Consider the following 21,641-nt stretch of genomic DNA (forward strand, 5'->3'; position numbering starts at 1 on the left):
TGGAGCGTCCGCGCTTCCTGCCCAACACCACCGTGATCGAGAAGGTCGCCGACGAGGACGAGGTCTTCCAGGAGAGCCAGGTCGCCAACGCCGAGACCAAAGTTATGACGGTCGGCAAGAACGACACGCTTCTCGGCGTGATGCTGAAGGTTGGGGCGAGCAAGGACCTCGCCACGGAGCTGATCGACAGCCTCGACGCCGTCTTCGGCCCCGAAGATCTGAAGCCCAAACAGAAGATCGACTTCCGGCTCGTCGAGTCCGTGGCGGACTCCGAGCTCAAGGAGCCGGTTCGCGTCAGCATTTTCGGCACGGACGGCAAACACATCGTGACCACGGCGCGGAACCGCGACGGCGACTATCTCGCCTCCACCACCGTGCCGGCCGACGAAGTCGTGGTGACCGCGTCCAACCGCGCCTCGCTCTATCAGAGCTTCTACAAGTCGGCCCTCGACCAGAAGCTGCCGCCGGACGTCATCCTCAAGCTGCTGCGCGTCCATTCCTACGATGTGGACTTCAAGCAGAAGGTCCATTCGGGAGATACGTTCGAGGTCTTCTTCGACGGCGAAGGCACCAGCGGCGATCAGGCCGGCGAACTGCTCTATACCTCGATGACGGTGGCCGGCGAGACACGCAAGTTCTACCGCTTCCGCACCCCGGACAACACGATCGACTTCTACGACGAGAACGGGTCCAGCGCGAAGAAGTTCCTGATGCGTAATCCCGTGAAAGGCGGCCGCTTCACGAGCGGCTTCGGCAACCGCCGCCATCCCCTGCTCCGCCGCATCCGCATGCACACCGGTGTCGACTGGGCCGCCCCGCGCGGCACGCCGATCCTGGCCGCGGGCGACGGCACCATCGAGATGGCCGAGCGCCATGGCGGCTATGGCAACTATGTCCGCATCCGCCACGCCAACGGCTTCGCCACCGCCTATGGGCACATGACGCGCTTCGCCTCAGGCTCCAAGCCCGGCGCCCGCGTCAAGCAAGGCCAGATCATCGGCTATGTGGGCTCGACCGGCCGCTCCACCGGGCCCACCTGCACTACGAAGTCCTGGTCAACAACAAGTTCGTCAACCCGATGACCATCGCCGTGCCCCGCGGCCTGAAGCTCGAGGGCCGCAACCTCGCGGCCTTCCAGAAGGAACGCCGCCGCATCGACGCCTGATGGAACTGGATCCCGTCACCAACCGCGTCGCCCAGGCCCAGGTTCAGTAAGCGTCAGCCGCTTCCATCCTCCGAGACGCCGCCGTTTCGCCGTTGAAGGTCAGTTCGCCGTCGCGGACGGAGACGTCGACGCTCTCGCCGTCGTGGACCTTGCCTTCCAGGATCATCTCGGCCATCGGGTCCTGCACGTATTTCTGGATCACGCGCTTCAGGGGCCGTGCGCCATAGGCCGGGTCGTAGCCCTTGTTGCCGAGCCAGGTCTTGGCCGTGTCGTCGAGCTTCAACGTGATCTTGCGATCGGCCAACAGCTTCTGGAGGCGTTCCATCTGGATGTCGACGATGTTGGCCATATGCTCGCGGCGCAGGCGATGGAACAGGATGATCTCGTCCACCCGGTTCAGGAACTCGGGCCGGAAGTGCCCGCGCACGACTTCCATGACCTGATCCTCGACGGCTGCGGAATCCTCGCCCTCGGCCTGGTTCACCAGATATTCAGAGCCGAGATTGGAGGTCATGATGATCAGGGTGTTGCGGAAATCGACCGTGCGCCCCTGCCCGTCCGTGAGGCGCCCGTCGTCCAGCACCTGCAGCAGCACGTTGAACACGTCCGGGTGCGCCTTCTCGATCTCGTCGAACAGGATGACCTGATAGGGCCGCCTACGGACGGCTTCGGTGAGCGCCCCGCCTTCCTCATAGCCCACATAGCCGGGGGGCGCGCCGATGAGCCGGGCCACCGCGTGCTTCTCCATGTATTCGGACATGTCGACGCGCAGGATCGCGTGTTCGTCGTCGAACAGGAATTCGGCGAGCGCGCGGGAGAGCTCGGTCTTGCCGACGCCGGTGGGCCCTAGGAACATGAACGAGCCCAACGGCCGGTTCGGATCCTGGAGGCCGGCGCGGCTGCGGCGCACGGCGGTGGACACGGCCCTGACGGCCTCTTCCTGGCCGACCACGCGCTTGGCGATCTCGGTCTCCATGGCCAGCAGCTTCTCGCGCTCGCCTTCCAGCATCTTGTCGACGGGGATGCCGGTCCAGCGCGAGACCACGGCCGCGATCATGTCGGGCTCGACCACTTCCTGGGCCAGCCCGCCGGTGGCGGTTTCGTTTTCTTCTTGGCTCTTGAGCTTCGCCTCCAGATCGGGGATTACGCCATAGGCGAGCTCGCCCGCCTTGGCGAGGTCGCCGTCGCGCTGCGCCTTGTCCAGAGCAATGCGGGCCGTGTCCAGATCCTCTTTGAGTTTCTGTGCGCCGGCGAGCTTGTCCTTCTCTTCCTGCCAGCGCTGGGCAAGCGCGTTGGCACTCTCCTCGAGATTGACGATCTCCTTCTCGAGCCGCTCCAGCCGGTCCTTGGAGGCGGTGTCGGTTTCCTTCTTCAGCGCCTCGCGCTCGATCTTGAGCTGCATCAGGCGCCGGTCCATCTCGTCCAGCTCCTCGGGCTTGGAGTCCACCTGCATACGGCAGCGCGAGGACGCCTCGTCCACAAGGTCGATCGCCTTGTCGGGCAGGAACCGGTCGGTGATGTAGCGGTTAGAGAGCGTGGCCGCGGTCACGAGCGCCGCATCCGAAATGCGCACGCCGTGATGCAGCTCGTATTTTTCCTTCAGCCCACGGAGGATCGAGATCGTATCCTCCACGGTGGGCTCGCCCACGAACACGGGCTGGAAGCGCCGCGCCAGTGCCGCGTCCTTCTCCACATGCTTGCGGTATTCCTCGAGTGTGGTGGCGCCGACGCAATGGAGCTCGCCGCGCGCGAGCGCCGGCTTGAGCAGGTTGGAGGCGTCCATGGCCCCGTCCGTTTTCCCTGCGCCCACCAGCGTATGCATCTCGTCGATGAAGAGGACGATCTGGCCTTCCGCGGCCTCGATCTCGGACAGGACGGCCTTCAGCCGCTCCTCGAACTCGCCGCGATATTTCGCGCCCGCGATCAGCGCGCCCATGTCGAGCGAGAGCACCTTCTTGTCCTTGAGGCTTTCGGGCACATCGCCCTTGACGATGCGCTGCGCCAGCCCTTCGACGATGGCGGTCTTGCCGACGCCCGGCTCGCCGATCAGCACGGGATTGTTCTTCGTGCGGCGCGACAGAACCTGAATGGTACGGCGGATCTCCTCGTCGCGGCCGATGACGGGGTCCATCTCGCCCTTTTCGGCGGCTTCGGTGAAGTCGCGCGTGTACTTCTTCAGCGCGTCGTATTGCTGCTCGGCACCGGCGGAATCGGCGGTGCGCCCTTTGCGCAAATCGTTGATCGCCTCGTTCAGGCTCTGCGGGGTGATGCCGGACTCTTTCAGGATCGCGGCGGTCTCGCCTTCACTCGTCATGGCGAGTGCCTGCAGCGCGCGCTCCACGGTGACATAGCTGTCGCCGGCCTTGGTCGCCATTTGCTCGGCCTGGTCGAGCGCCCGCCCCAGAGCGGGCGTCATCTGCGGCGACTGCGCGCCGGAACCGGAGACCTTGGGCAGCTTGGCGAGCGCCGCATCGGTGCGGGTCAGCGCGGTCTTCGCATCGCCGCCGGCGCGGGCGATCAGCCCGGCCGCAAGCCCCTGCTCATCGTCCAGGAGCGCCTTGAGGAAATGCTCGGGCGTGACTTGCGGGTTGCCGTCGCGCAGCGCGATCGTCTGCGCGGCCTGCAAAAAACCCTTCAAACGGTCGGAGAGTTTCTCAAAATCCATGTGTTTCCCTCTTTAGGCGGCCAGGAATGAGGGTCGGCCGGGAATATTGGATGGGTGGCGGGCACCGCTGAGGATGGGTCATACCAGCGGCGTGTTAACGGACATATAGCGAGCCGATTTCCTCAGAAAAAGGGGCCCCTGGCCTTGAGCCGGAACAAAAAGCCCAAGCCGCGGGTCTATCGCGTCTTCAAGATCCGCTGCCACAGCGTACCGCCGAGATATTTGGGGAATACGACGAAATACGCGACGATCACGGCGAAGAGGACCAGGGCAGGCCGCCTTGAAGCGCAAATCCGTCCGGGGTCAGACTGCCGGTGAGAGAAGCGACCGCATAGCCCCCGGCGAAAAAGATCGTGATGAGATCGAAGATGGCGGCCAAAACCTTCCGCCATGTCGAAACCGGTTTGGCGTCTGGCGCATCGGGCATGGGCGGATCAGACCTCGGAATCTCGAACCCGGGCCATCGAACCTACGCGTCTCGAACCTACGCGTCTCGGGCCTGGGCCTATCGAACCTGCTCGCCTCTCACGGAGATCAGGCGGAGCCGGCCCCCGGCCCATTCGCGAAAGCTGTGAGAAGACGGAACGGCTTAACTGACAGCGCCGGAAGCGGTTTCGGTCTCTTCCGCGGCACTCACATCGACCGGCTGCTCGGCGCCGTTGGCTTCATTGGTGGCATGGCCCTCTGCCGCCGCATGGCCTCGGACGTCGCATCGGCCTCCGAAGCACCCTGACCTCCGTTGCGCCGCTGCCGGCCGCGACCGCGGCTGCGGCCTTCGGAGGGCGCCTCGGCCTCCCCGGAGGCGGCCTCTGCCGTCTCCTCGGCGTCGGGGTTCTCGTCCACGCTCTGCCGGCTGCGGCCCGAGCCGCCATTGGCCTGCTGCTGGTCTCCGGCCTGGGGCGCGGCGGCCTGCGAGTGGGCCGCCATGATAATGCGGTTATAGTGCTCGGCGTGCTGGAGATAGCTCTCCGCTGCGATCGTATCGCCCGAAGCCAGCGCATCGCGCGCGAGCGACATATACTTCTCGGCCACGTGCGCTGCGGTGCCCCGGATCTTCACGTCCGGTCCGTTCGACTCATAGTTCCGTGCCAGTGGGTTCTGGGGCTTGCGGCCACGGCCGCGGCCCCTGCGATTCTGCTGTCCTTGCCTCATGTGCCTTATTTACCTGATTGGCGGCGGATACGCCGCACTCATCGCTCCCTGTTCTGTGGTCTTCGGCCAAGCCAAGCCGAGCATGCGAAGCGCCCGGAAAGCCGGCTCGGCCTTGCTAGTTTTTTCAGCGGTTCTTTTTCTTGCTGCCTTGTCTCAGTCGGTCCCGGGCGCGAAGCGAAATGCGTTCTGACTTAGCGCCAGCCAACCAAATCTATTTTGCTATTCGACGGCTCCTGAACGGCTCGAGATGCGCATGCGCCTATCAATCGAGGTTCTGAAAGGATATCCGCGTTGTTGCTACGCAACCGGCGAGGCCAAATCCCTGCTGCGGCTCGCCATATAGTCTGACTTCTTGCTAAGAACCTAGCCTGAACATCCCGATTTTCCAAGCATATTTTTGGGTTGCCCGGCGCCTCCTGGCCCGTTGGTTTACGAAGACTTGGCGCAGATACAACGGGCTCGTCCCGCAAGATCCGTCAGAACGCCATCCTCAGCGACCAAAAGCCGCGCCTTGCGAAAGAGCGCCGTCACGGCCTGCGCCTGGGTCCACCCGATCTCCACCAGCAGCGACCCTCCAGGCTCGAGAAACTGCGCCGCACGGTCCGCGATCCGCCGATAGGCATCGAGCCCGTCCGCACCGCCATCGAGCGCGGCCTTCGGGTCGTACCGGGCAACCTCGGGTGCGAGCCCCTCGATCTCGGCGCTAGCGATATAGGGCGGATTCGAGACGACGATGTCGTAACGGCCCGCCAGCCCCTCGAACCAGTTGGCAGCCACGAACCGCGTGCGGTCCGCGACGCCCAGCGCCTCGGCGTTGTCTTGGGCAACACGGCAGGCGCCGGGGCACCGATCGACCCCGACCCCCGTTGCTTCGGGCAACTCGGCAAGAAGCGTAAGAAGGATGCACCCGGAACCGGTCCCCAAATCCAAGAGGCGCAGCGGCCGCCCGGACAGATCCTCCCGCTCCACGAGATCCAGAACGGCGGCAACGAGCGTCTCCGTATCGGGACGGGGGTCGAGCGTATGGGGATCGATCCGGAAATCGCGCCCATAGAACTCGCGCGTCCCGCGAATACGGGAGACGGGCTCCCCTGCCAGCCGGCGCGCGACATGATCTTCGAAGCGCCGTTCGCTGTCGGGCCCGATCGGCTCGCGGCCGTTCGCGATCAGGGCCTCCAACGGCAAGCCTGTTGCGGATTTCAGAAGCGCGCGCGCATCGAGCGCGGCCGTTTCGACGCCGCTGCGCCGCAGGGCCTGCGCGGCACGCGCCTGCGCGGACTGAAGGCTCAGGCTCACGTTCCAGACTCCTCCATGGCCGCAAGCTGGCTGGCCTGATCCTCCGTGGTCAGAGCATCGATGATCTCATCGAGCGCCGCCTCGCCTTCCAGTACCATCGGAAGCTGATGCGTCGTGAGGCCGATGCGATGGTCCGTTACGCGGCCTTGCGGAAAGTTATAGGTGCGGATGCGCTGCGACCGGTCGCCCGATCCGATCTGGCTGCGCCGGTCCTGCGCCCGCTCCGCGTCCAGCTTCTCGCGCTCAAGGTCGTACAGGCGGGCCCGCAAGACCTTCATGGCCTTGGCCCGGTTCTTATGCTGCGACTTCTCGTCCTGCTGGCTCACCACGAGCCCGGTGGGAAGATGGGTGATGCGCACGGCGCTATCCGTGGTGTTCACCGATTGCCCGCCCGGACCGCTGGCGCGGAAGACGTCGATGCGCAAATCCTTCTCGTCGATCTGCACGTCCACGTCCTCGGCCTCCGGCAACACCGCCACGGTCGCCGCCGAGGTATGGATACGCCCTTGCGCTTCGGTCTCCGGCACGCGCTGAACGCGGTGTACGCCGGACTCGTATTTCATCCGCGCGAACACGCCCTTGCCGGTGATATTGGCGATGATTTCCTTGTAGCCGCCCGTGGCCCCTTCGCTCGCGGAGATGACGTTGACCTTCCAGCCGTGCCGGTCCGCGAAGCGCTGATACATGCGGTAGAGGTCGCCCGCGAAGAGCGCCGCCTCGTCCGCGCCCGTGCCCGCGCGCACTTCCAGGATCGCGCTCTTGTCGTCCGCGTCGTCCTTCGGCAGTAGCTGAATCTTGAGTGCGTGTTCCAGGCCTTCTATTTTCGTCCCGAGGCCGCCGACTTCCTCTTCGGCCAGGAGCTTCATCTCGGCGTCGGCCTCGCGATCCTCCAGGATTTCCTGCAGCCCCGCATATTCGTCCTGCGCCTCGCGCAGCGCGTTGATCGTGCCGACGATCGGATCGAGGTCCGAGAACTCCTTCGAGAGCTGCGCATAGCTCTCCGCGTCGGCGCCGGAGGCGAGTTCGCCTTGGATGGCTTGCCAACGGGCAACGAGCTTGTCGAGCTTCTCAGCGGGAATCGTGGTCATGGCCTGGATTGAGAATTGGAGCTTAGAATTTGCTGGGCAGCCGGTCGGCCTTGCGGCTGCGCGGGTCGTCGGGATCAAGAACCGGATCCGACGTATCGAAGCCCGACGAAAGGCCGGAATCGCCCGAAGAGCCGCCGAGCGCCATCCATAGGCCAAGCAGCACCACCACTGCAAGCAGGCCGATAATGCCCCATTTGAGAAGCGGCGATCTGGAGGACTTCTCTTCCTCCTCCTCGACGAATTCCAGCTCGGCTTCGCCGGGGAAACTTGCGTCCTCGCCTGGCATCGCCGCTCCGGCCATCTCCGGTTCGGGCGCGGCGTTGGGATCGGGTGGGTAGCCTTGCTGAGGATAGGCCTGCGGCTCGCCCGGAAAGCTGGCATCGGGAAAGCCCGCGTCCGCCTGGGGCTGGGAAGGCGCCGATTGCGGTGCCGGGCCCGCCGGCGCGCCACCGGGCCAAGCCGCATCGAAAGCGTTAGGCACCCCTTGGGGCCCGGGGGCCGCGCCCGGCCAGGCCGCGGCCGGTGCGCCCTGAGGCTGCGGCATCGGCGCTTGGGCCGGCCGCGGTTGAGGAGGCTGCGGGGCCTGCGGCTGTTGTGCCTGGAATGGCGCCGCCGGGGATTTGGGCGCCTGCGGCTGCGGCGCCTGCGGCCGCGGCGCTTGAGGCTGCATGGTTTGGGGTTGCGGAGCGAGAGGCTGCCCGGCGTGCGTTCCGACAGCCGGCCCGTTCGGCCAGGCTGGGGCCTGCGGGCCGGCTTGAGGCGCGGCCTGCGGCTGCGGCGTGCCGTTGGACCAGCCGGGGGCCTGCGGTGCAGCCTGCGGGAAGGGCTGGCCTTGCGGTGAGGCTTGCGCGGGTGCAGTGGCCAGATTGGCGCCTGCCCGCGGCACCATCACAGGGACGTCCTGAACCGGCTTGGGTCCGAGCTCGACGACGCCCGCTTCCAGTTGCGCATAGATGCGGCGGAGCAAGGGGCGGGTGTCGAGATTGAGGAGCGTGCCATAGGCGCTGACCACCCGGCACGTCTCGGGCCATGGCGGCAGAGCGTAGATGGCGCCCTGCTCCAGCGCCTGCACGACCTCGACCGGCGTGGCAATACGCGCGGCCAAGTCCGCCTCGGTCAAATTGCTCGCGGCTCTGAGGTCCCGAAAAAGATCGGCCACTTCCGCGTCATAGCCGGCAGACATTACTTCCAATCCCGTGAATGCATAGCCGCAACTGCCCCGGCCTCAAGCGAGGGAGCCTACCCCATTCGCTGCTGTCCGGGCCGCAAATTCCCCCAAACCCGGACAGTCTCCCCAATAGCAAACTAACACAAGCCCAATGGCCAGGAGTTTGCAAGCTTTGGCGGACTTGTGCCGGAAACGCGAAACGCCCGCGAACCAACGGAACCGTGGGCCAGCCTAAATCTGGACCCCTGTTTCGGCCGCGAATTTCTTCAATTCTTCGCGCAAAGACGTCGTCCGGCACGCGAGCCACTCCTCGAGCCGGGCGCTCAGAGCACTCGCGTCGAGGGACAGCACCATCGCCTTGACCGGCCCGACCGAGGCCGGCGCCATGGAGATGGAGCGGAAACCCAGTCCGATCAATGCCATGGCCTCGAGGGGTTTTCCGGCCATTTCGCCACAGAGCGCGAGCGGCGTTCCGAACCGCTCCGCCTCCCACACGATATGCCGCAAGGCCCGCAACGCCGCCGGATTGAGCGAATCGAACCGGCCCGACACGCGCTCGTTGCCCCGATCGGCCGCGAACAGGAACTGGATGAGGTCGTTCGACCCGACCGAGATGAAGTCCGTCAGGGGCAGGAGGTGGTCGAACTGCCACAACAGCGACGGCACCTCGACCATGGCGCCGACCATCAGCGTCGACGGCTCCGGGCGGCCGTGGGTCTTCAGCAGCGTGACTTCGTGGTCGATTAGCCCGCGAGCGGCCTTGAACTCCGAAACGTCCGAGATCATCGGCAGGAGGAGCCGCAATTCCCGTCCATGGGCCGCGCGCAACAGGGCGCGGATCTGGGTGCGAAACAGCGCGGGCCTGTCGAGGGCCATGCGGATCGCTCGCCAGCCAAGAGCCGGATTCTCCTCCGCGCCCCCGCGAAAATAAGGAATGACCTTGTCGCCCCCCACATCCAAGGAGCGAAACACGACAGGCCGGCCGGCCGCCTGATCGAGGATCGACTTGTAGAGCTTGGTCTGCTGCTCGAGCCGCGGGAACGTCTCGGAGATCATGAACTGAAGCTCCGTCCGGAACAGCCCGATCCCGTCCGCGCCGGACTGTTTGAGATGGGGGAGGTCGAACAACAGGCCCGCGTTGATATGCAGACCCACCCGCTGATCGTCGAGCGTGACCGCAGGCACCTCGCGCAAGGCCGCGTACTGGGCCTGCTTGCGCGCCTGGAAACGCACCTTGTCGGAATAGGCGTGGACGACTTCCTGGGTCGGACGCAAATGCATCTCGCCGCCCCGGCCGTCGAGGATCGCCGCATCGCCCGGCTCCACCATCTCGACCACGCCCTTGCACTGAGTGATGGCTGCAATGCCGAGCGCGCGCGCCACGATGGCCACGTGGCTGTTGGTGCCCGCCTCCTCCAACACGACACCGCGCAAGCGCTGACGGTCGTAGTCCAGCAGCTCGGCCGGCCCCATGGTCCGCGCCACGACGATCGCGTCGTCCGGCAGCACACCGGTCGACGCCGTCGCCGTTTCGCCCGACAGAAAGCGGAGCAACCGGTTCGAAAGATCCTCGATGTCGTGAAGTCGGTCGCGGAAGCGGGGGTCCGGCATGCGCATCATCCGCGCCCGCGTATCGTTGCGGACGCGCTGGACGGCGGCTTCGGCGGTCAGCCCCGTGGCCAGGGCTTCGTCCAAACGCCGGCGCCAGCCGTGGTCGTGGGCGAACATTACGAAGGCTTCGAGCACCTCGTGATGTTCGCCCGCGCGCGCCAGATCGCCCCGCTCCATCATCTCGTCGATCTGTCCCGTCAGTTCCTCGATGGCCTGCTGCAGCCGGCTCCGCTCGAGCTCCGCATCCTCGGCGATGAGTTTGGTGACCACGATCCGCGGCTCGTGGAGCACGATATGCCCGAGCGCCACGCTCTCCGAGATGGACTGCCCGACGAACCGGATGCTCGAGTCGCGCCCTCTCTCGGCCGTTACGTCCTCGGAGAGGATCCCGCCCGACGCCAAGGTTTCGGCGATCACCATGGCGGTGGTCTGCAGCGCCTCGACCTCTTCGTCGCTGTATTGGCGCATGGTGCGGTTCTGCACCGTAAGGACGCCGATCGTGTCCCCGCCGCGCAGGATCGGCACGCCGACGAAGGAGTGGTAGATCTCCTCCCCGGTCTCGGGGCGGAACGAGAAGGCCGGATGATGCTGGGCGTCCGCATATTGTTTCGGCTCGCCCTGCTCGGCGACGAGACCGACAAGGCCTTCGCCGGGCTTCAAATGCGTGTTGTGAACGGCGCTCCTGTTGAGCCCCTCGGTGGCGACCAGTTCGAGCGAGCCGTCACGGCGGCGCAAGTAGAGCGAACACACCTCGGCCACGATATTCGAGGCGATCAGCATGACCACCTTGTCCAGACGCGCCTGCGCGCTCTCATGTTCCGCCATGACCTCGCGGAGGCGGCGGAGCATCTGCCTTGGAGCGCCAACGGATGCAGACATAACGATCGGTCCCGGACCATCCGCAACGGGCGGATTCTCGAGCTTCCCCAATATGAACGGCTAGAGTAGCCCTATTCTTGCGTCTAAGCGCCGTCCAACCCAAAAAGGGTATGCAAGGTTCGCACCGCGAGCTCAGCGTAGGCTGCGTCGATCAATACGCTAATCTTGATCTCGGACGTCGAAATTGCCTCGATATTGATGCCCTTTTCAGCAAGTGCACTGAACATTTGCGCTGCAACGCCCGCATGACTGCGCATGCCGACGCCGATTGCCGAGACCTTGGCGATGTCGGTTGCCCCGCGCAGATCGCCGTAGCCGATGTCGTCCTTGGCCGACTTGAGCACTTCGAGTGCCCGGTCCAGGTCCGCGCTCTGCACGGTAAAGGTCAGATCCGTCGAGCGCCCGTCCTCGGACACGTTCTGCACGATCATATCGACATTAATATGAGCGTCCGAGAGAGGGCCGAAGACCCGCGCGGCGACGCCGGGCTTGTCGGCGACCTTCAGCAGCGTCACCTTGGCTTCGTCCCGCGCGTAAGCAATTCCACTGACGACATTCTGCTCCACGATTTCATCCTCATGGCAAACAAGTGTACCAATCCCCTCGCCGGTGTCGGGGTTGCCGGGCATGTCCGGCGCATCGAAGCTGGAGCGCACGAGCACGGGCACGCCCCACTGCATGGCAAGCTCCACCGAACGGGTCTGCAGGACCTTGGCCCCTTGGGAGGCCATTTCTAGCATCTCCTCGTAGGAGATGCGGTCCAGGCGGTGCGCCTTCGCCACCACCCTGGGGTCGGTCGTATAGACCCCGTCCACGTCCGTGTAGATGTCGCAACGATCGGCCTGGAGCGCCGCGGCAAGCGCCACCGCGCTCGTATCCGACCCGCCCCGGCCCAGCGTCGCGATCCGGTTGTTCGGGGCAATGCCCTGGAATCCGGCGCAGACCGCGACTTCGCCACCCAGCATCGCGGCCTTGATCTCGTCGACCTCGATTCCGGTGATACGCGCCTTTTGATGGGCCTCGTCCGTGCGCACCGGAATCTGCCAGCCCTGCCAAGAGCGCGCGCGCACCCCCATGGACTGAAGGACCAAGGCCAGGAGCCCCGAGGTCACCTGCTCGCCCGACGACACGACCGCATCGTATTCCCGGCAGTCATAGGCCGCCGACGCGTCGCGCCCGCTTCGCTGCGCGCCTTGAAGGCCCCAAGCCTCTTCGACCCAGGAGACGAGCTGGTTCGTTTGGCCCGCCATGGCGGAGACCACGACGGCGCAGGCGTGCCCGGCATCGTATTCGCGCTTCACATGCGCGGCCACGTTGCGGATCCGGTCGAGATCGGCCACCGACGTGCCGCCAAATTTCAAAACAAGCAAAGACATAACGGCTCACAAGAAGAGGGCCGGCCCACTGATCGGGCCGGCCGGAAACTCCGGGTCTTTCTACTGATAAGGGTTGTGGCCTGCAACAGGGCTCGCCCTGTCCTGCGACGGCCTTGACAGCCCGCCGCCGCGGCCCGCCAATGCGCCCATGACCGCATCGGCCGACAGCCCCGCTCACGACGCCTCTCCGACCCTCGACGCGGGCGAAGTCGCCCAGTTCGCGCGCCTGGCCGAAGACTGGTGGGACGAGACGGGCCCGTTCCGGCCGCTCCATCACCTCAATCCGACGCGGCTCACCTATATTCGCGACCGGCTTTGCGCGCAGTTTGGACGGGATCCCAAAGAACCGCCCTGCCTCGAAGGCCTCGAAGTGCTGGATATCGGCTGCGGCGGCGGTCTCGTGGCCGAGCCTCTGACGCGTCTTGGGGCCACGGTCACGGGCATCGACCCCGGGCCCGAGACCATCGCGGCGGCCAAGGCCCATGCGGCCGGCGCCGGTCTGACGATCCGGTACGAGACAGCGACCGCCGAGGCCCTCGTGGACCAGGGGCGGCGCTACGACGCCGTCCTGCTGCTCGAAGTTGTGGAACACGTGCCTGACGTTCCGGCCTTCCTCAAGCGGCTCGCACCGCTCGTAGCCGAAGGAGGCATCATGATCCTGTCCACGCTGAATCGGACGCTCAAATCCTATGCCCTTGCCATTGTCGGTGCCGAATACGTGCTGCGCTGGGTGCCCGCCGGCACCCATCAATGGGACCGGTTCGTGACGCCGGAGGAACTGGAGGCCTCTCTGACCGGCGCCGGGCTCCAGCCGGCCGGCCTCACAGGCATGGTCTACGACCCGCTTGCGGATTCTTGGAACCTCTCACGCGATACGGCCGTGAACTATTTTCTCACGGCGACCCGGCCCTCAGCTTGAGACTTGCCGCCCGGCCATGTTAGGTTCGCGCACCTAAGCCAATACGTCGATTTTTCACATCGCGGCACGTCTCGCGCCGCCGTCATGCACGCTTGCCCGTTCAAAACCGGCAATCGGGCAACGGATATTTCGTACGTCTGAGAATGCTTTGCGCGTCTTGGGTGACGGCTTGGGAAGCAAAAAACCGGGAGGACCAATGCTTGATGAACCCACATTCGATGAGATCAACGACGCCAAGGCCAACATGGATCACATCTACGATCAGGCCGATCCACGAGCCTACGTTCGTGAGTTAGGGAGTGTTGGGTACGCGATTCCAACTGCCGCGAAACCAATCCTCCAGCAACTGATCCCCGAATTACGAACCAAGCCCGACGATACGGTCCGCGTTTTGGACCTCGGCTGTTCGTATGGAATCAATGCAGCCCTGCTCAAACACGACCTGACCATCGACGACCTTTACGATCATTGGGGACTGCCCGAATTGAACCGCGCGACGACCGCGGAAATCATTGCACAGGACAAGGACTTCTTTGCCGGGCTCGAGCCCGTCGAAAATATCGAGGTCATTGGCCTCGACGTCGCCGAGAACGCTGTCGCCTTTGCCGAGCAGGCGGGCCTACTGGATCTCGGCCTTACCCTCGATCTTGAGAGCTCGCCATTGCCCGAGGCTGCCCGCGAGGATTTGGCTCCAGTCGATCTGGTGACGTCCACCGGATGTGTCGGCTACGTGACCGAAAAGAGCTTCAAGGAGCTGCTACCTGCCTTGACGGAGGGACACGGGCCCTGGTTCGCCAACTTCGTCCTGCGCATGTTTCCGTTCGACGCGATCGCGGACACTCTCGACGAAGCCGGATTCGTCACCGAGAAACTCGACGAGACAACGTTCGTCCAGCGTGCGTTCGCATCCGCGCAAGAACGGGAAAGCGTCTTGGAGCAGCTGATCGACCAGGGCATCGATCCCACGGGCAAGGAAACCGAAGGCTATCTCCTGGCGGAGTTCTACCTCTCTCGCCCGCGCGAAGACGCGGCCAGGAAGCCGCTCGGTCGCTTACTGACCGCGCAAGACCCAGACACGACGATCATAGATCATCGCGGCGCAAAGCCGTTCGCTCAGTAGCCGGGCGCGCGGAACCAATTGCCGCGGCGCGGGGCCTGGCGGCGATAGCGCGGCGCCTCCTGGTAACGCGGCTGGAACGCCCGGCGGCGGCGCTGCGCGCGCGGCTGGATCTCGTTATAGCCGTAGCGGCGATAATTCCTGTTCGGCGCATAGCGCGGATACACGGGCCGGCCATAGTCGCTATACGGATCGTAGCGGCGATCGGGATGCGCGACCTTGTAGTCGCCACCCGGCGTCGCGCCCGTCAGGACGACTTCCGTGCGTTTCAACCCGCGCTCCTTGACCAGGTTGAAGAACGTCTCGGCATTCTTCGGCGACAGCCGGACACAGCCGTGGGACGCGGGACGGCCCAGCTTCTTGGTATCGTTGGTCGCGTGGATCGCATGGCCCTTCTTGGTGAAGAACACCGCGTGCGGCATGGGCGCGTTGTCCCACTGCCGGCTGTACCAAATCTTGTTCATCGAACTTGCGGTATACGTGCCGCCGGGAGTCGCGTAACCGGGTAAACCGGTCGATACCGGCCACCGGTATGTCTCGACGCCGTCGACGAAGACCGTCATCTCCTGCGTCGTCTTGTCGATACTGGCGATGACGACCGGGGTCTGCGGCTCGTCGATCTCCGCCGCGCCGTCAGCCTCGGCCGCATCGTCGCTCTTCAAGGTCTCGATGTCCGGATCGCTGCTCAGGGACGATTCGCGCTGCCCGGCGGAGGGGCGCGAGGCCGTCGTGGCAGGCTCGCTCGTATCCGTCCCGTCCGTGTCCGTCGTATCGGTCTTAGGGCTCGCGGCTTTCGGCGCGGACTCGTCCGGATCGAGCCGTCCGTTCGGGTAGACCGGCTTCGGCTGCGCGGCAAGGCCTTGCGGCATGCTCAGATCGAGATCCGGCGACGTCGCATGGGTGCCGGTCTCGGCGCTCGCGGGCTGCACGAACAGCAACACGGCAAAGCAAACAGCCAAAGCCGAACGGACAAAGGCCGGCAGCGTCGGAATCCGCAATTGCTGATGAAAAAATTGGCGCATGATTCGTTCCCCGGTTATGCGCGATCCAACCGTCCGGCAGCCCTATCTTTGCAAAGGCAAGCCGACTTTTCCACGGCACTTCGCGAAATGTTGTCCAGATATACGCGAAGAGGGCCAAACAAGTGGTTACCCGCGCGACAACGCCGTCCCAAAACGGTCAATTTGTCAGTTGTGGTCTTCGGGCAGCTTTGGCAAGGGAAGGGCCGGAATTCCGTCCTCATACAAGGACTTGGCTTCCTCGACCGTCGCCTTGCCGTAAATGTTGCGCTCCTCGGTCTCGCCCTCATGCATCTTTCGCGCTTCTTCGGCGAACTTGGTCCCGACATCGTCGGCATTGGCCTTCAGATGGTCCCGCAGCCCCTTCAGGAAGGCATAAGTTTGACGTTCGGGCGCGAGCGACTCAGGGCCGGCGGGCGTTTGCGCCGCCTCGCTGTCCGAGGATTTCCGCCGTCCGCCTAGCACGGCGGGCGCCATGGGGGCCTTGCGCACATCCGCGCTGCCGCATTCGGGACACCGAATCGCTTCGGCCTCGGACTGCTCGTCATACGAGTCTCCGGACGAAAACCACGCGTCGAACTGGTGCCCGGCACCGCAGGTGAGCGAAAAGCGGATCATGACGCCTGCCGCCTCGCCGATTCGTCCGTCGACGTTGCAATTTCGATGTCGAAGTCCCGGCCGTGGCCGAGCGCGGGAATCCGCGCCCGCGCTTCGTCCACCTGGGCAAGATCGATCTCGGCGAAGACGACGCACGGTTCGGTTCCCGCTTCCGCCAGGATTTCGCCCCAGGGCGAAACGATCATGGAGTGTCCGAAGGTGGACCGGCCGTTCTCGTGAAACCCGCCTTGCGCGGCAGCCAACACATACGCGCCGGTCTCAATCGCGCGGGCCCGCAAGAGCACATGCCAATGCGCTTCGCCGGTCTGCTTGGTGAAGGCCGCCGGGATGGCGATCAGATTCGCGCCTGCCGTCGCGAGCGCGCGGTAGAGCGCGGGAAAGCGCAAATCGTAGCAGATGGTCAGGCCGAGCCGTGCGGGGACGCCACCCGGGCGCAAATCCGCCAGCACGGCCGTGCCTCCCGGGTTGTAGTAATCGGACTCCCGGTAGGACTCCCCGCCGGGCAGATCCACATCGAACATATGCAGCTTGTCGTAGCGCGCGGCGATTCCGCCATCCGGCGCCAGCAGGTAGGACCGGTTGGCGACCCGCCTCTCCGCCACCTTGACGCCGAGCGAGCCGATATGGAGCCAAACGCCGAGCTCGCGCGCAAGATCGCGGAAAAGAGCCAGTGGCCGGCTCTCGGACTCCGGGGCCACCTGCGCCAGGACGCGTTCGGGGTCCAGCTCCATCAACGCGGTATTCTCAGGCGTCTGAATATAATCGGCACCGCCTTTCGCGGCCGCCCGGATCAGCGCCTCCGCGGCGACGAGATTGTCCGCAACGACACGGCTCGCCCGCAATTGCACGAGCGCCGCGCGAAACCGTCTACCGTTCTCGGACTTCATCCCGGTTTTCATCTCCGTTGCCGATCCGGCTTGGATCGTTCCCGCTTGAAAATCGCAGCTGTCTTTGCCCTCGTGCGGCACACTGCGCTAGCTAAAGCACGAAAGCCGCCGGTTCAATGGCGCGCGCCAGGGCCAGCACATCCACGCGGGCCGCGCCAGCGCGCTTCAGACGCGCGCGCAGGCCTCCACGGTCGCGCCCGTGGTGATGACGTCGTCCACGACCACGATGGCTTTCCCGGCAACGTCCCCGGCGCGCGCCGGCGACACTTTGAAGGCTCCGGCCACGTTGCGCTTGCGCTGGGCCGCCGACAAGCCCACCTGGCTCGCCGTGCGGCGGACCCGGCGCAGCACGAAGCAGTCGGCGCGTCGGCGCGTGAGCCTTTCGAGCCCCTGGGCGAGCAGGGCCGATTGATTGAAGCGCCGCGACCACAGCCGCGACCGGTATAGCGGCACGGGCACGGAAGAAAGACGCGCGCCTTCCAGGAGTTCGGACCCCGCCCGCGCCAGCCAGCGGGAGAACAGGCGCAACCCCTCCTGCCGGTCGCGATATTTGAAGCCTTGGATCAGATCGCGCATGGTCTGAGTATAGCGCGCCACGGCCCGCGCCCGATCGTAGGCCGGCGGCGCGGCGATCGCCGCCGCCGACAGGCTGGGTTCGCCCGCGTCGTACGGCAGCGGCACGCCGAGACGCGCGCAAAGAGGAGGCGCGATGAAGTCGATGCCGGCGAAACACGGACCGCAGAGCAACCCGTGGGACGCCACCGGAGTCCGGCAGACCACACAGACCGGCGGCAGAACCACATCGGCCGCCGCGCGGAGCATCGCGCGCCAGGTCGCACCCGGCGCGGGCTTAGGGTCCGCCATCGGCTCTGTAACGCCCATCCACATGGCGTCCATCATAGAATGTCCATGCGAGCCTGAGGAGGCTCTATGAGCGAGCCCCCGCTACTTTTCGACCGGCGCCTGCTGCGGCAGCGGCGGGCCCGCTTCGCCGACGAGATCGAAGAGCGCGAAGTCCTGCTGGCCCATGTGGCCCGCGAGATCGCCGAGCGGGTCGAAATCATGCTGCGCGCATTTCCGCGCGCCCTGGATCTCGGCGCCTATCGCGGCCTTCTGGGACGGACCATCGCCAAGCTGCCCTCCGTGGAGGAGGTGGTCTATGCGGAGAGCGTGCTCGCCTTCGCCCGGCGCTGCCCGGCGCCCGCGGTCGTCTGTGACGAAGACCTCCTGCCCTTCAAGGACGGCGCCTTCAACCTCATCGTGTCGGGCCTCGCGCTTCATCGGGTCAACGACCTGCCCGGCAGCCTCATCCAAATCCGGCGGGCGCTCGCCCCGGACGGTCTGTTCATGGCCGCCGCGCTGGGAGCGGACGCCCTCGCCGAGCTGCGGGAATGCCTCCTTGCGGCCGAAGAGGAGGTCGACGGCGGCGTCTCCCCGCGCGTGGCCCCCTTTGGCGACGTGCGGGCCTATGGTGCGCTGCTGCAGCGCGCGGGCTTCGCGCTGCCCGTGACCGATGCCGAGGAGATCGAAGTGATCTATCCGTCACCGCGCGCGTTGATGCAGGAAATCCGGGCGCTCGGGGGCGGCAATGTCCTCATGGCCCGGAGCAAGAAACCGCTGTCGCGGCGGACGCTCGAGCGGGCCGAGGACCTTTACCGGGCGCGCTACGGAACTCCGGACGGCAAGATCGTGGCGACGTTTCAGTTCGTGTTCATGAGCGGCTGGGGGCCGGACCCAAGCCAGCAGAAGCCGTTGAAGCCGGGCTCGGCGCGCACGCGCCTCGCCGATGCGCTGGGCACGACCGAACACGCCGGCGGCGCAAAGGCGTCGTTCCCAAAGCCGCATTCGCAGGACTTGGAGGAATAGGGGCGCCTCTAGCGCGAGAAGGCGCCGGCGAGGATCTTGCCGACATTGTCGAAGCCGGACTGGATGCCCGAGGACAGCGCGAGAATGGCACTGCCGATGATGGCGATGATCAGCCCATACTCGATGGCGCTGACACCCGAGTTGTCCGCAGTGAAGCGCTTGAGGCGTGTGAGCACGGGGACAAGCCGCGCGGTGCAACTCCAGCCTTCATCTGCAAGCTTCTCGTTCACGCAAACACCTCAGCAATCCGGGCAACAGGCCCTTCAATGGCTCATCGGCCGGCGGCATCGCATAGTCGCACAAGCCCGCCGGGTCGACCCAGGCCAATGCCTGGCTCTCCTTGGCAACAGCCTCGCCCAGCCACCGCCAGCAGGCATATATGGCCATAAACAAATGAAATCCTGGGTAAGAAAAACTCGAAAATGTTAGCGGTATCAGATCGGGTATCCCTATCACGATCCCGAGCTCTTCTTGCAGCTCACGCACAAGCCCATGTTCCGGCGTCTCACCGTCTTCCAGCTTGCCGCCGGGAAACTCCCACAGACCCGCGAGCGGCTTTCCCTCGGGACGTTGAGTAATAAGGACGCGGCCCTGGCCGTCGATCAGCGCACAGCAGCCACGAGCACAAGCGGCTTTGAGCCCTCCGAACCCGTCACGAGCGGTAGTCGGCGTTGATGGCGATGTACTCCTTGGTGAGATCGCAGGTCCACATCGTATCGCGGCCCTCGCCGACGCCGACATCCACGGTAACGGCGAGTTCGGCCCCCTTCATATAGGCCGCGCCGTCCGCCTCGGTGTAACCGGGCGCCACTTCGCCGTCCTTCGCGACCTCGATATCGCCGAACCAGATTGCCAGCCGGTCGCGGTCGGCCGCTTCACCGGCCTTGCCCACGGCCATGACGATCCGTCCCCAATTGGGGTCCGCGCCGGCGAACGCCGTCTTCACCAGGGGTGAGTTGCAGATCGCTTTCGCAATTGTCCTCGCAGCGCTCTTCGACTCGGCGCCCGTGACCGTCACCTGGACGAATTTGGTGAGGCCCTCGCCGTCCTTCACGATCTGATGGGCGAGGTCTCGCATGAGATCGAAAAGGGCCGCCCGAAAATCCGCAAGGCGCGGATCGTCTCCGTTTGCCATGCGGGGGCAACCGCGCCGTTCGGCCGCGCCCGTCGCGAACAGCAGCACCGTATCGCTCGTGGACGTGTCGCTATCGATCGTGATGGCGTTGAAGCTGTCCTCGACCAAGGGCGACAGAACGGCCTGAAGCGCGGCCGGCTCGATCGGCGCGTCGGTGAAGAGGAAGGAGAGCATCGTCGCCATATCGGGCGCGATCATGCCCGCGCCCTTGGCGATGCCATTGATCGTGACGCGTGCGCCATCGATCTCGCACGTCCGCGTCGCAAGCTTCGGAAACGTGTCCGTCGTCATGATCGCCCGTGCCGCCACGCCGTAGGCGTCAGGCTCGGCCCGCTCGGCGAGCCCCGCAAGAAAGCCGACGAATTTGGCTGGATCGAGCGGCTCGCCAATCACGCCCGTGGAGGCCACATAGACGTCCGCATCGAGGCACTCGGCGACGCGGGCCGCAGCCCGCACCGTTTCGGCCACGGCCTCGCGCCCTCGCAGGCCCGTGAAGGCATTCGCGTTGCCGGAATTGACGACGAGCGCCCGGGCCATGCCGTGGCGCACATGCTCCCGGCACCACTCGACCGCCGCCGAGGCCGTCTTCGACGTGGTGAAGACGCCGGCCACGGCCGTCGATGGCTCGAACAGGGCCAGGAGCAAGTCCGTGCGGCCCGCATAGCGGATGCCGGCTTCGCACGCCGCCAGGCGCACGCCATCGATGGCCGGCAGAACCGGCACCTGCGTCGGTGCAAACGGCGAAACCTTGTCCATGGCCGAAAACCGACCCGCTAGTGGTCTTCGTTGAACTCTTCGTCGGGCAAGGGCGGCGCCTCGCCGCGCATGGCGGCATCGTCCATGGCCCGCTTGATCTCCGGATCGAGGATCTCGATCTTGGCTTTCGACCGCAGATCGCCAACGACGCTTTGTGCCTTGCGGACCACGAGTTGGCTGATGATCGGGTCTTTGACGTCCTCGAAGCTCGGCAGTTCCTGAGTCCGCTTTTCCTGAACTTCGATGATGTGCCAGCCGAAGCTCGTCTTCACGGGCTCCGAAATCTCACCCACATCGAGGGCAAAGGCCGCGTCTTCGAAGGGCTTCAGCATCTGTCCGCGCGAGAAGAACCCAAGACTGCCGCCCTCGGCGTTCTTGTCCTTCGACTTTTCCGTGGCGAGCTTGGCGAAATCGGCACCCCCTTCGAGCTGGGCCTTGACATCCTTCGCCTCCTCTTCCGTATCGACGAGAATATGCCGGGCACTGATCTCCTGCTCCGGCTTCACCTTGGAGATATTCTCTTCGAAGATCTTCCTCGCCTCCGCCTCGTCGACGGCGTCTCTGATGTTCTTGTCGAAATACGCATCGCGCAACGCACGGCGTCGGTGATAGGCCGCCCGCTTCTCGAACGTGTCGCTCTCGTCCAGCTCTTCCTGCTCGCCGGCACCGGCAAAGAGCTCGTTCTCGATCATGAACTGCATCAGGATGCGCTGGCGGTCGGTCGGTCGGACGGAACCGAGCCGCGGTCCGACTTCGGAAGCGGCAAAATCTAGATCGGATTGCTTGATCTCAAACCCGTTTACGCGCGCCACCACGGGGTCGTCCGCAAGGGCTGGCGGCACAAAAGACATCGACGCTGCCAGGAGCAGCAAGGCTGACCACAATTTCACTGGATTGATCCTCGTCTTCGGCTCCGGCCAATTC

19 protein-coding genes and 1 pseudogene (1 of these 20 only partly in view) are annotated in these 21,641 nt (G+C 65.2%); 4 read left to right on the top strand and 16 right to left on the bottom strand.

What is annotated here, in order from left to right:
• Window positions 1-1,082, top strand: the 3' portion of a protein-coding gene (locus AUC68_RS08695; RefSeq protein ID WP_069437262.1) for a M23 family metallopeptidase. The gene continues 181 nt to the left of window position 1, outside the view; the window shows 1,082 of its 1,263 coding nt (coding positions 182-1,263); its start codon lies beyond the left edge, outside the window; it ends in the stop codon at window positions 1,080-1,082.
• 126 nt (window positions 1,083-1,208) lie between these two features.
• Here the strand turns inward: AUC68_RS08695 and clpB are convergent, their stop codons facing one another.
• The 8 genes and pseudogenes from clpB to AUC68_RS08735 all read right to left on the bottom strand — a co-directional run bounded on the left by clpB (window position 1,209) and on the right by AUC68_RS08735 (window position 12,400).
• The gene (gene clpB / locus AUC68_RS08700; protein WP_069437263.1) at window positions 1,209-3,830 is read right to left on the bottom strand and encodes an ATP-dependent chaperone ClpB; all 2,622 of its coding nucleotides are present in this window, start codon (window positions 3,828-3,830) and stop codon (window positions 1,209-1,211) included.
• 250 nt (window positions 3,831-4,080) lie between these two features.
• Window positions 4,081-4,257 (bottom strand): hypothetical protein, encoded by a 177-nt coding sequence (locus AUC68_RS08705; RefSeq protein WP_244500457.1) that lies wholly within the window; start codon window positions 4,255-4,257, stop codon window positions 4,081-4,083.
• A gap of 308 nt (window positions 4,258-4,565) precedes the next feature.
• Window positions 4,566-4,982: pseudogene (locus AUC68_RS18700) on the bottom strand (DUF4167 domain-containing protein); the annotation flags it as partial.
• Window positions 4,983-5,411: 429 nt separating this feature from the next.
• Window positions 5,412-6,278 (bottom strand): peptide chain release factor N(5)-glutamine methyltransferase, encoded by an 867-nt coding sequence (prmC, locus tag AUC68_RS08715; protein WP_069437264.1) that lies wholly within the window; start codon window positions 6,276-6,278, stop codon window positions 5,412-5,414.
• Window positions 6,275-7,366, bottom strand: a complete 1,092-nt coding sequence (gene prfA / locus AUC68_RS08720) for a peptide chain release factor 1 (RefSeq protein ID WP_069437265.1) — start codon at window positions 7,364-7,366, stop codon at window positions 6,275-6,277. The genes prmC and prfA overlap by 4 nt, the downstream gene beginning before the upstream one ends.
• A gap of 22 nt (window positions 7,367-7,388) precedes the next feature.
• Window positions 7,389-8,549, bottom strand: a complete 1,161-nt coding sequence (locus tag AUC68_RS08725; protein WP_069437266.1) for a transcriptional regulator — start codon at window positions 8,547-8,549, stop codon at window positions 7,389-7,391.
• Window positions 8,550-8,765: 216 nt separating this feature from the next.
• Complete coding sequence (gene ptsP / locus AUC68_RS08730; protein ID WP_069437458.1) at window positions 8,766-11,024, bottom strand: phosphoenolpyruvate--protein phosphotransferase; 2,259 nt, start codon at window positions 11,022-11,024, stop codon at window positions 8,766-8,768.
• Window positions 11,025-11,107: 83 nt separating this feature from the next.
• Window positions 11,108-12,400, bottom strand: a complete 1,293-nt coding sequence (locus tag AUC68_RS08735) for an aspartate kinase (RefSeq protein ID WP_069437267.1) — start codon at window positions 12,398-12,400, stop codon at window positions 11,108-11,110.
• A gap of 148 nt (window positions 12,401-12,548) precedes the next feature.
• Here AUC68_RS08735 and ubiG point away from each other — a divergent pair, with 148 nt between their 5' ends.
• Together ubiG and AUC68_RS08745 are read left to right on the top strand one after the other, a co-directional pair.
• Complete coding sequence (gene ubiG / locus AUC68_RS08740) at window positions 12,549-13,319, top strand: bifunctional 2-polyprenyl-6-hydroxyphenol methylase/3-demethylubiquinol 3-O-methyltransferase UbiG (protein WP_069437268.1); 771 nt, start codon at window positions 12,549-12,551, stop codon at window positions 13,317-13,319.
• Window positions 13,320-13,515: 196 nt separating this feature from the next.
• Window positions 13,516-14,439, top strand: a complete 924-nt coding sequence (locus AUC68_RS08745; RefSeq protein WP_069437269.1) for a hypothetical protein — start codon at window positions 13,516-13,518, stop codon at window positions 14,437-14,439.
• Here AUC68_RS08745 and AUC68_RS08750 read toward each other — a convergent pair.
• From AUC68_RS08750 to AUC68_RS08765, 4 genes are all read right to left on the bottom strand, one after another.
• Window positions 14,433-15,458: a L,D-transpeptidase gene (locus AUC68_RS08750; RefSeq protein ID WP_069437270.1), complete on the bottom strand. Its 1,026-nt coding sequence runs from the start codon at window positions 15,456-15,458 to the stop codon at window positions 14,433-14,435. The genes AUC68_RS08745 and AUC68_RS08750 overlap by 7 nt on opposite strands.
• 165 nt (window positions 15,459-15,623) lie before the next feature.
• Window positions 15,624-16,073, bottom strand: a complete 450-nt coding sequence (locus AUC68_RS08755; protein ID WP_069437271.1) for a DUF1178 family protein — start codon at window positions 16,071-16,073, stop codon at window positions 15,624-15,626.
• Window positions 16,070-16,960, bottom strand: coding sequence for a carbon-nitrogen hydrolase family protein (locus AUC68_RS08760; RefSeq protein ID WP_083240602.1), 891 nt, complete (start codon window positions 16,958-16,960; stop codon window positions 16,070-16,072). Before AUC68_RS08760 ends, AUC68_RS08755 begins: the two co-directional genes overlap by 4 nt.
• 165 nt (window positions 16,961-17,125) lie before the next feature.
• Entirely contained in the window at window positions 17,126-17,860 is a 735-nt protein-coding gene (locus AUC68_RS08765; RefSeq protein ID WP_244500459.1) for a ComFC family protein, read from the bottom strand.
• Between the two features lie 30 nt (window positions 17,861-17,890).
• Here AUC68_RS08765 and AUC68_RS08770 point away from each other — a divergent pair, with 30 nt between their 5' ends.
• Entirely contained in the window at window positions 17,891-18,826 is a 936-nt protein-coding gene (locus AUC68_RS08770; RefSeq protein WP_069437272.1) for a class I SAM-dependent methyltransferase, read from the top strand.
• A gap of 8 nt (window positions 18,827-18,834) precedes the next feature.
• On the opposite strand, the gene AUC68_RS08775 is transcribed toward AUC68_RS08770, so the two are convergent.
• The 4 genes from AUC68_RS08775 to AUC68_RS08790 are packed head-to-tail and all read right to left on the bottom strand — an operon-like array spanning window position 18,835 to window position 21,607.
• Window positions 18,835-19,056, bottom strand: coding sequence for a Flp family type IVb pilin (locus AUC68_RS08775; RefSeq protein ID WP_069437273.1), 222 nt, complete (start codon window positions 19,054-19,056; stop codon window positions 18,835-18,837).
• A complete protein-coding gene (locus AUC68_RS15890; protein WP_244500473.1) occupies window positions 19,034-19,432 on the bottom strand; it encodes a (deoxy)nucleoside triphosphate pyrophosphohydrolase in 399 nt (132 codons plus the stop codon). The genes AUC68_RS08775 and AUC68_RS15890 overlap by 23 nt, the downstream gene beginning before the upstream one ends.
• 46 nt (window positions 19,433-19,478) lie before the next feature.
• Window positions 19,479-20,717 (bottom strand): bifunctional glutamate N-acetyltransferase/amino-acid acetyltransferase ArgJ, encoded by a 1,239-nt coding sequence (gene argJ, locus AUC68_RS08785; RefSeq protein ID WP_069437275.1) that lies wholly within the window; start codon window positions 20,715-20,717, stop codon window positions 19,479-19,481.
• Window positions 20,718-20,734: 17 nt separating this feature from the next.
• Window positions 20,735-21,607 (bottom strand): peptidylprolyl isomerase, encoded by an 873-nt coding sequence (locus tag AUC68_RS08790; protein WP_141701172.1) that lies wholly within the window; start codon window positions 21,605-21,607, stop codon window positions 20,735-20,737.
• Between the last annotated feature and the right edge of the window lie 34 nt (window positions 21,608-21,641).

It is taken from the genome of Methyloceanibacter methanicus (assembly GCF_001723285.1).
GTDB classification, from domain to species: Bacteria; Pseudomonadota; Alphaproteobacteria; order Rhizobiales; family Methyloligellaceae; genus Methyloceanibacter; species Methyloceanibacter methanicus.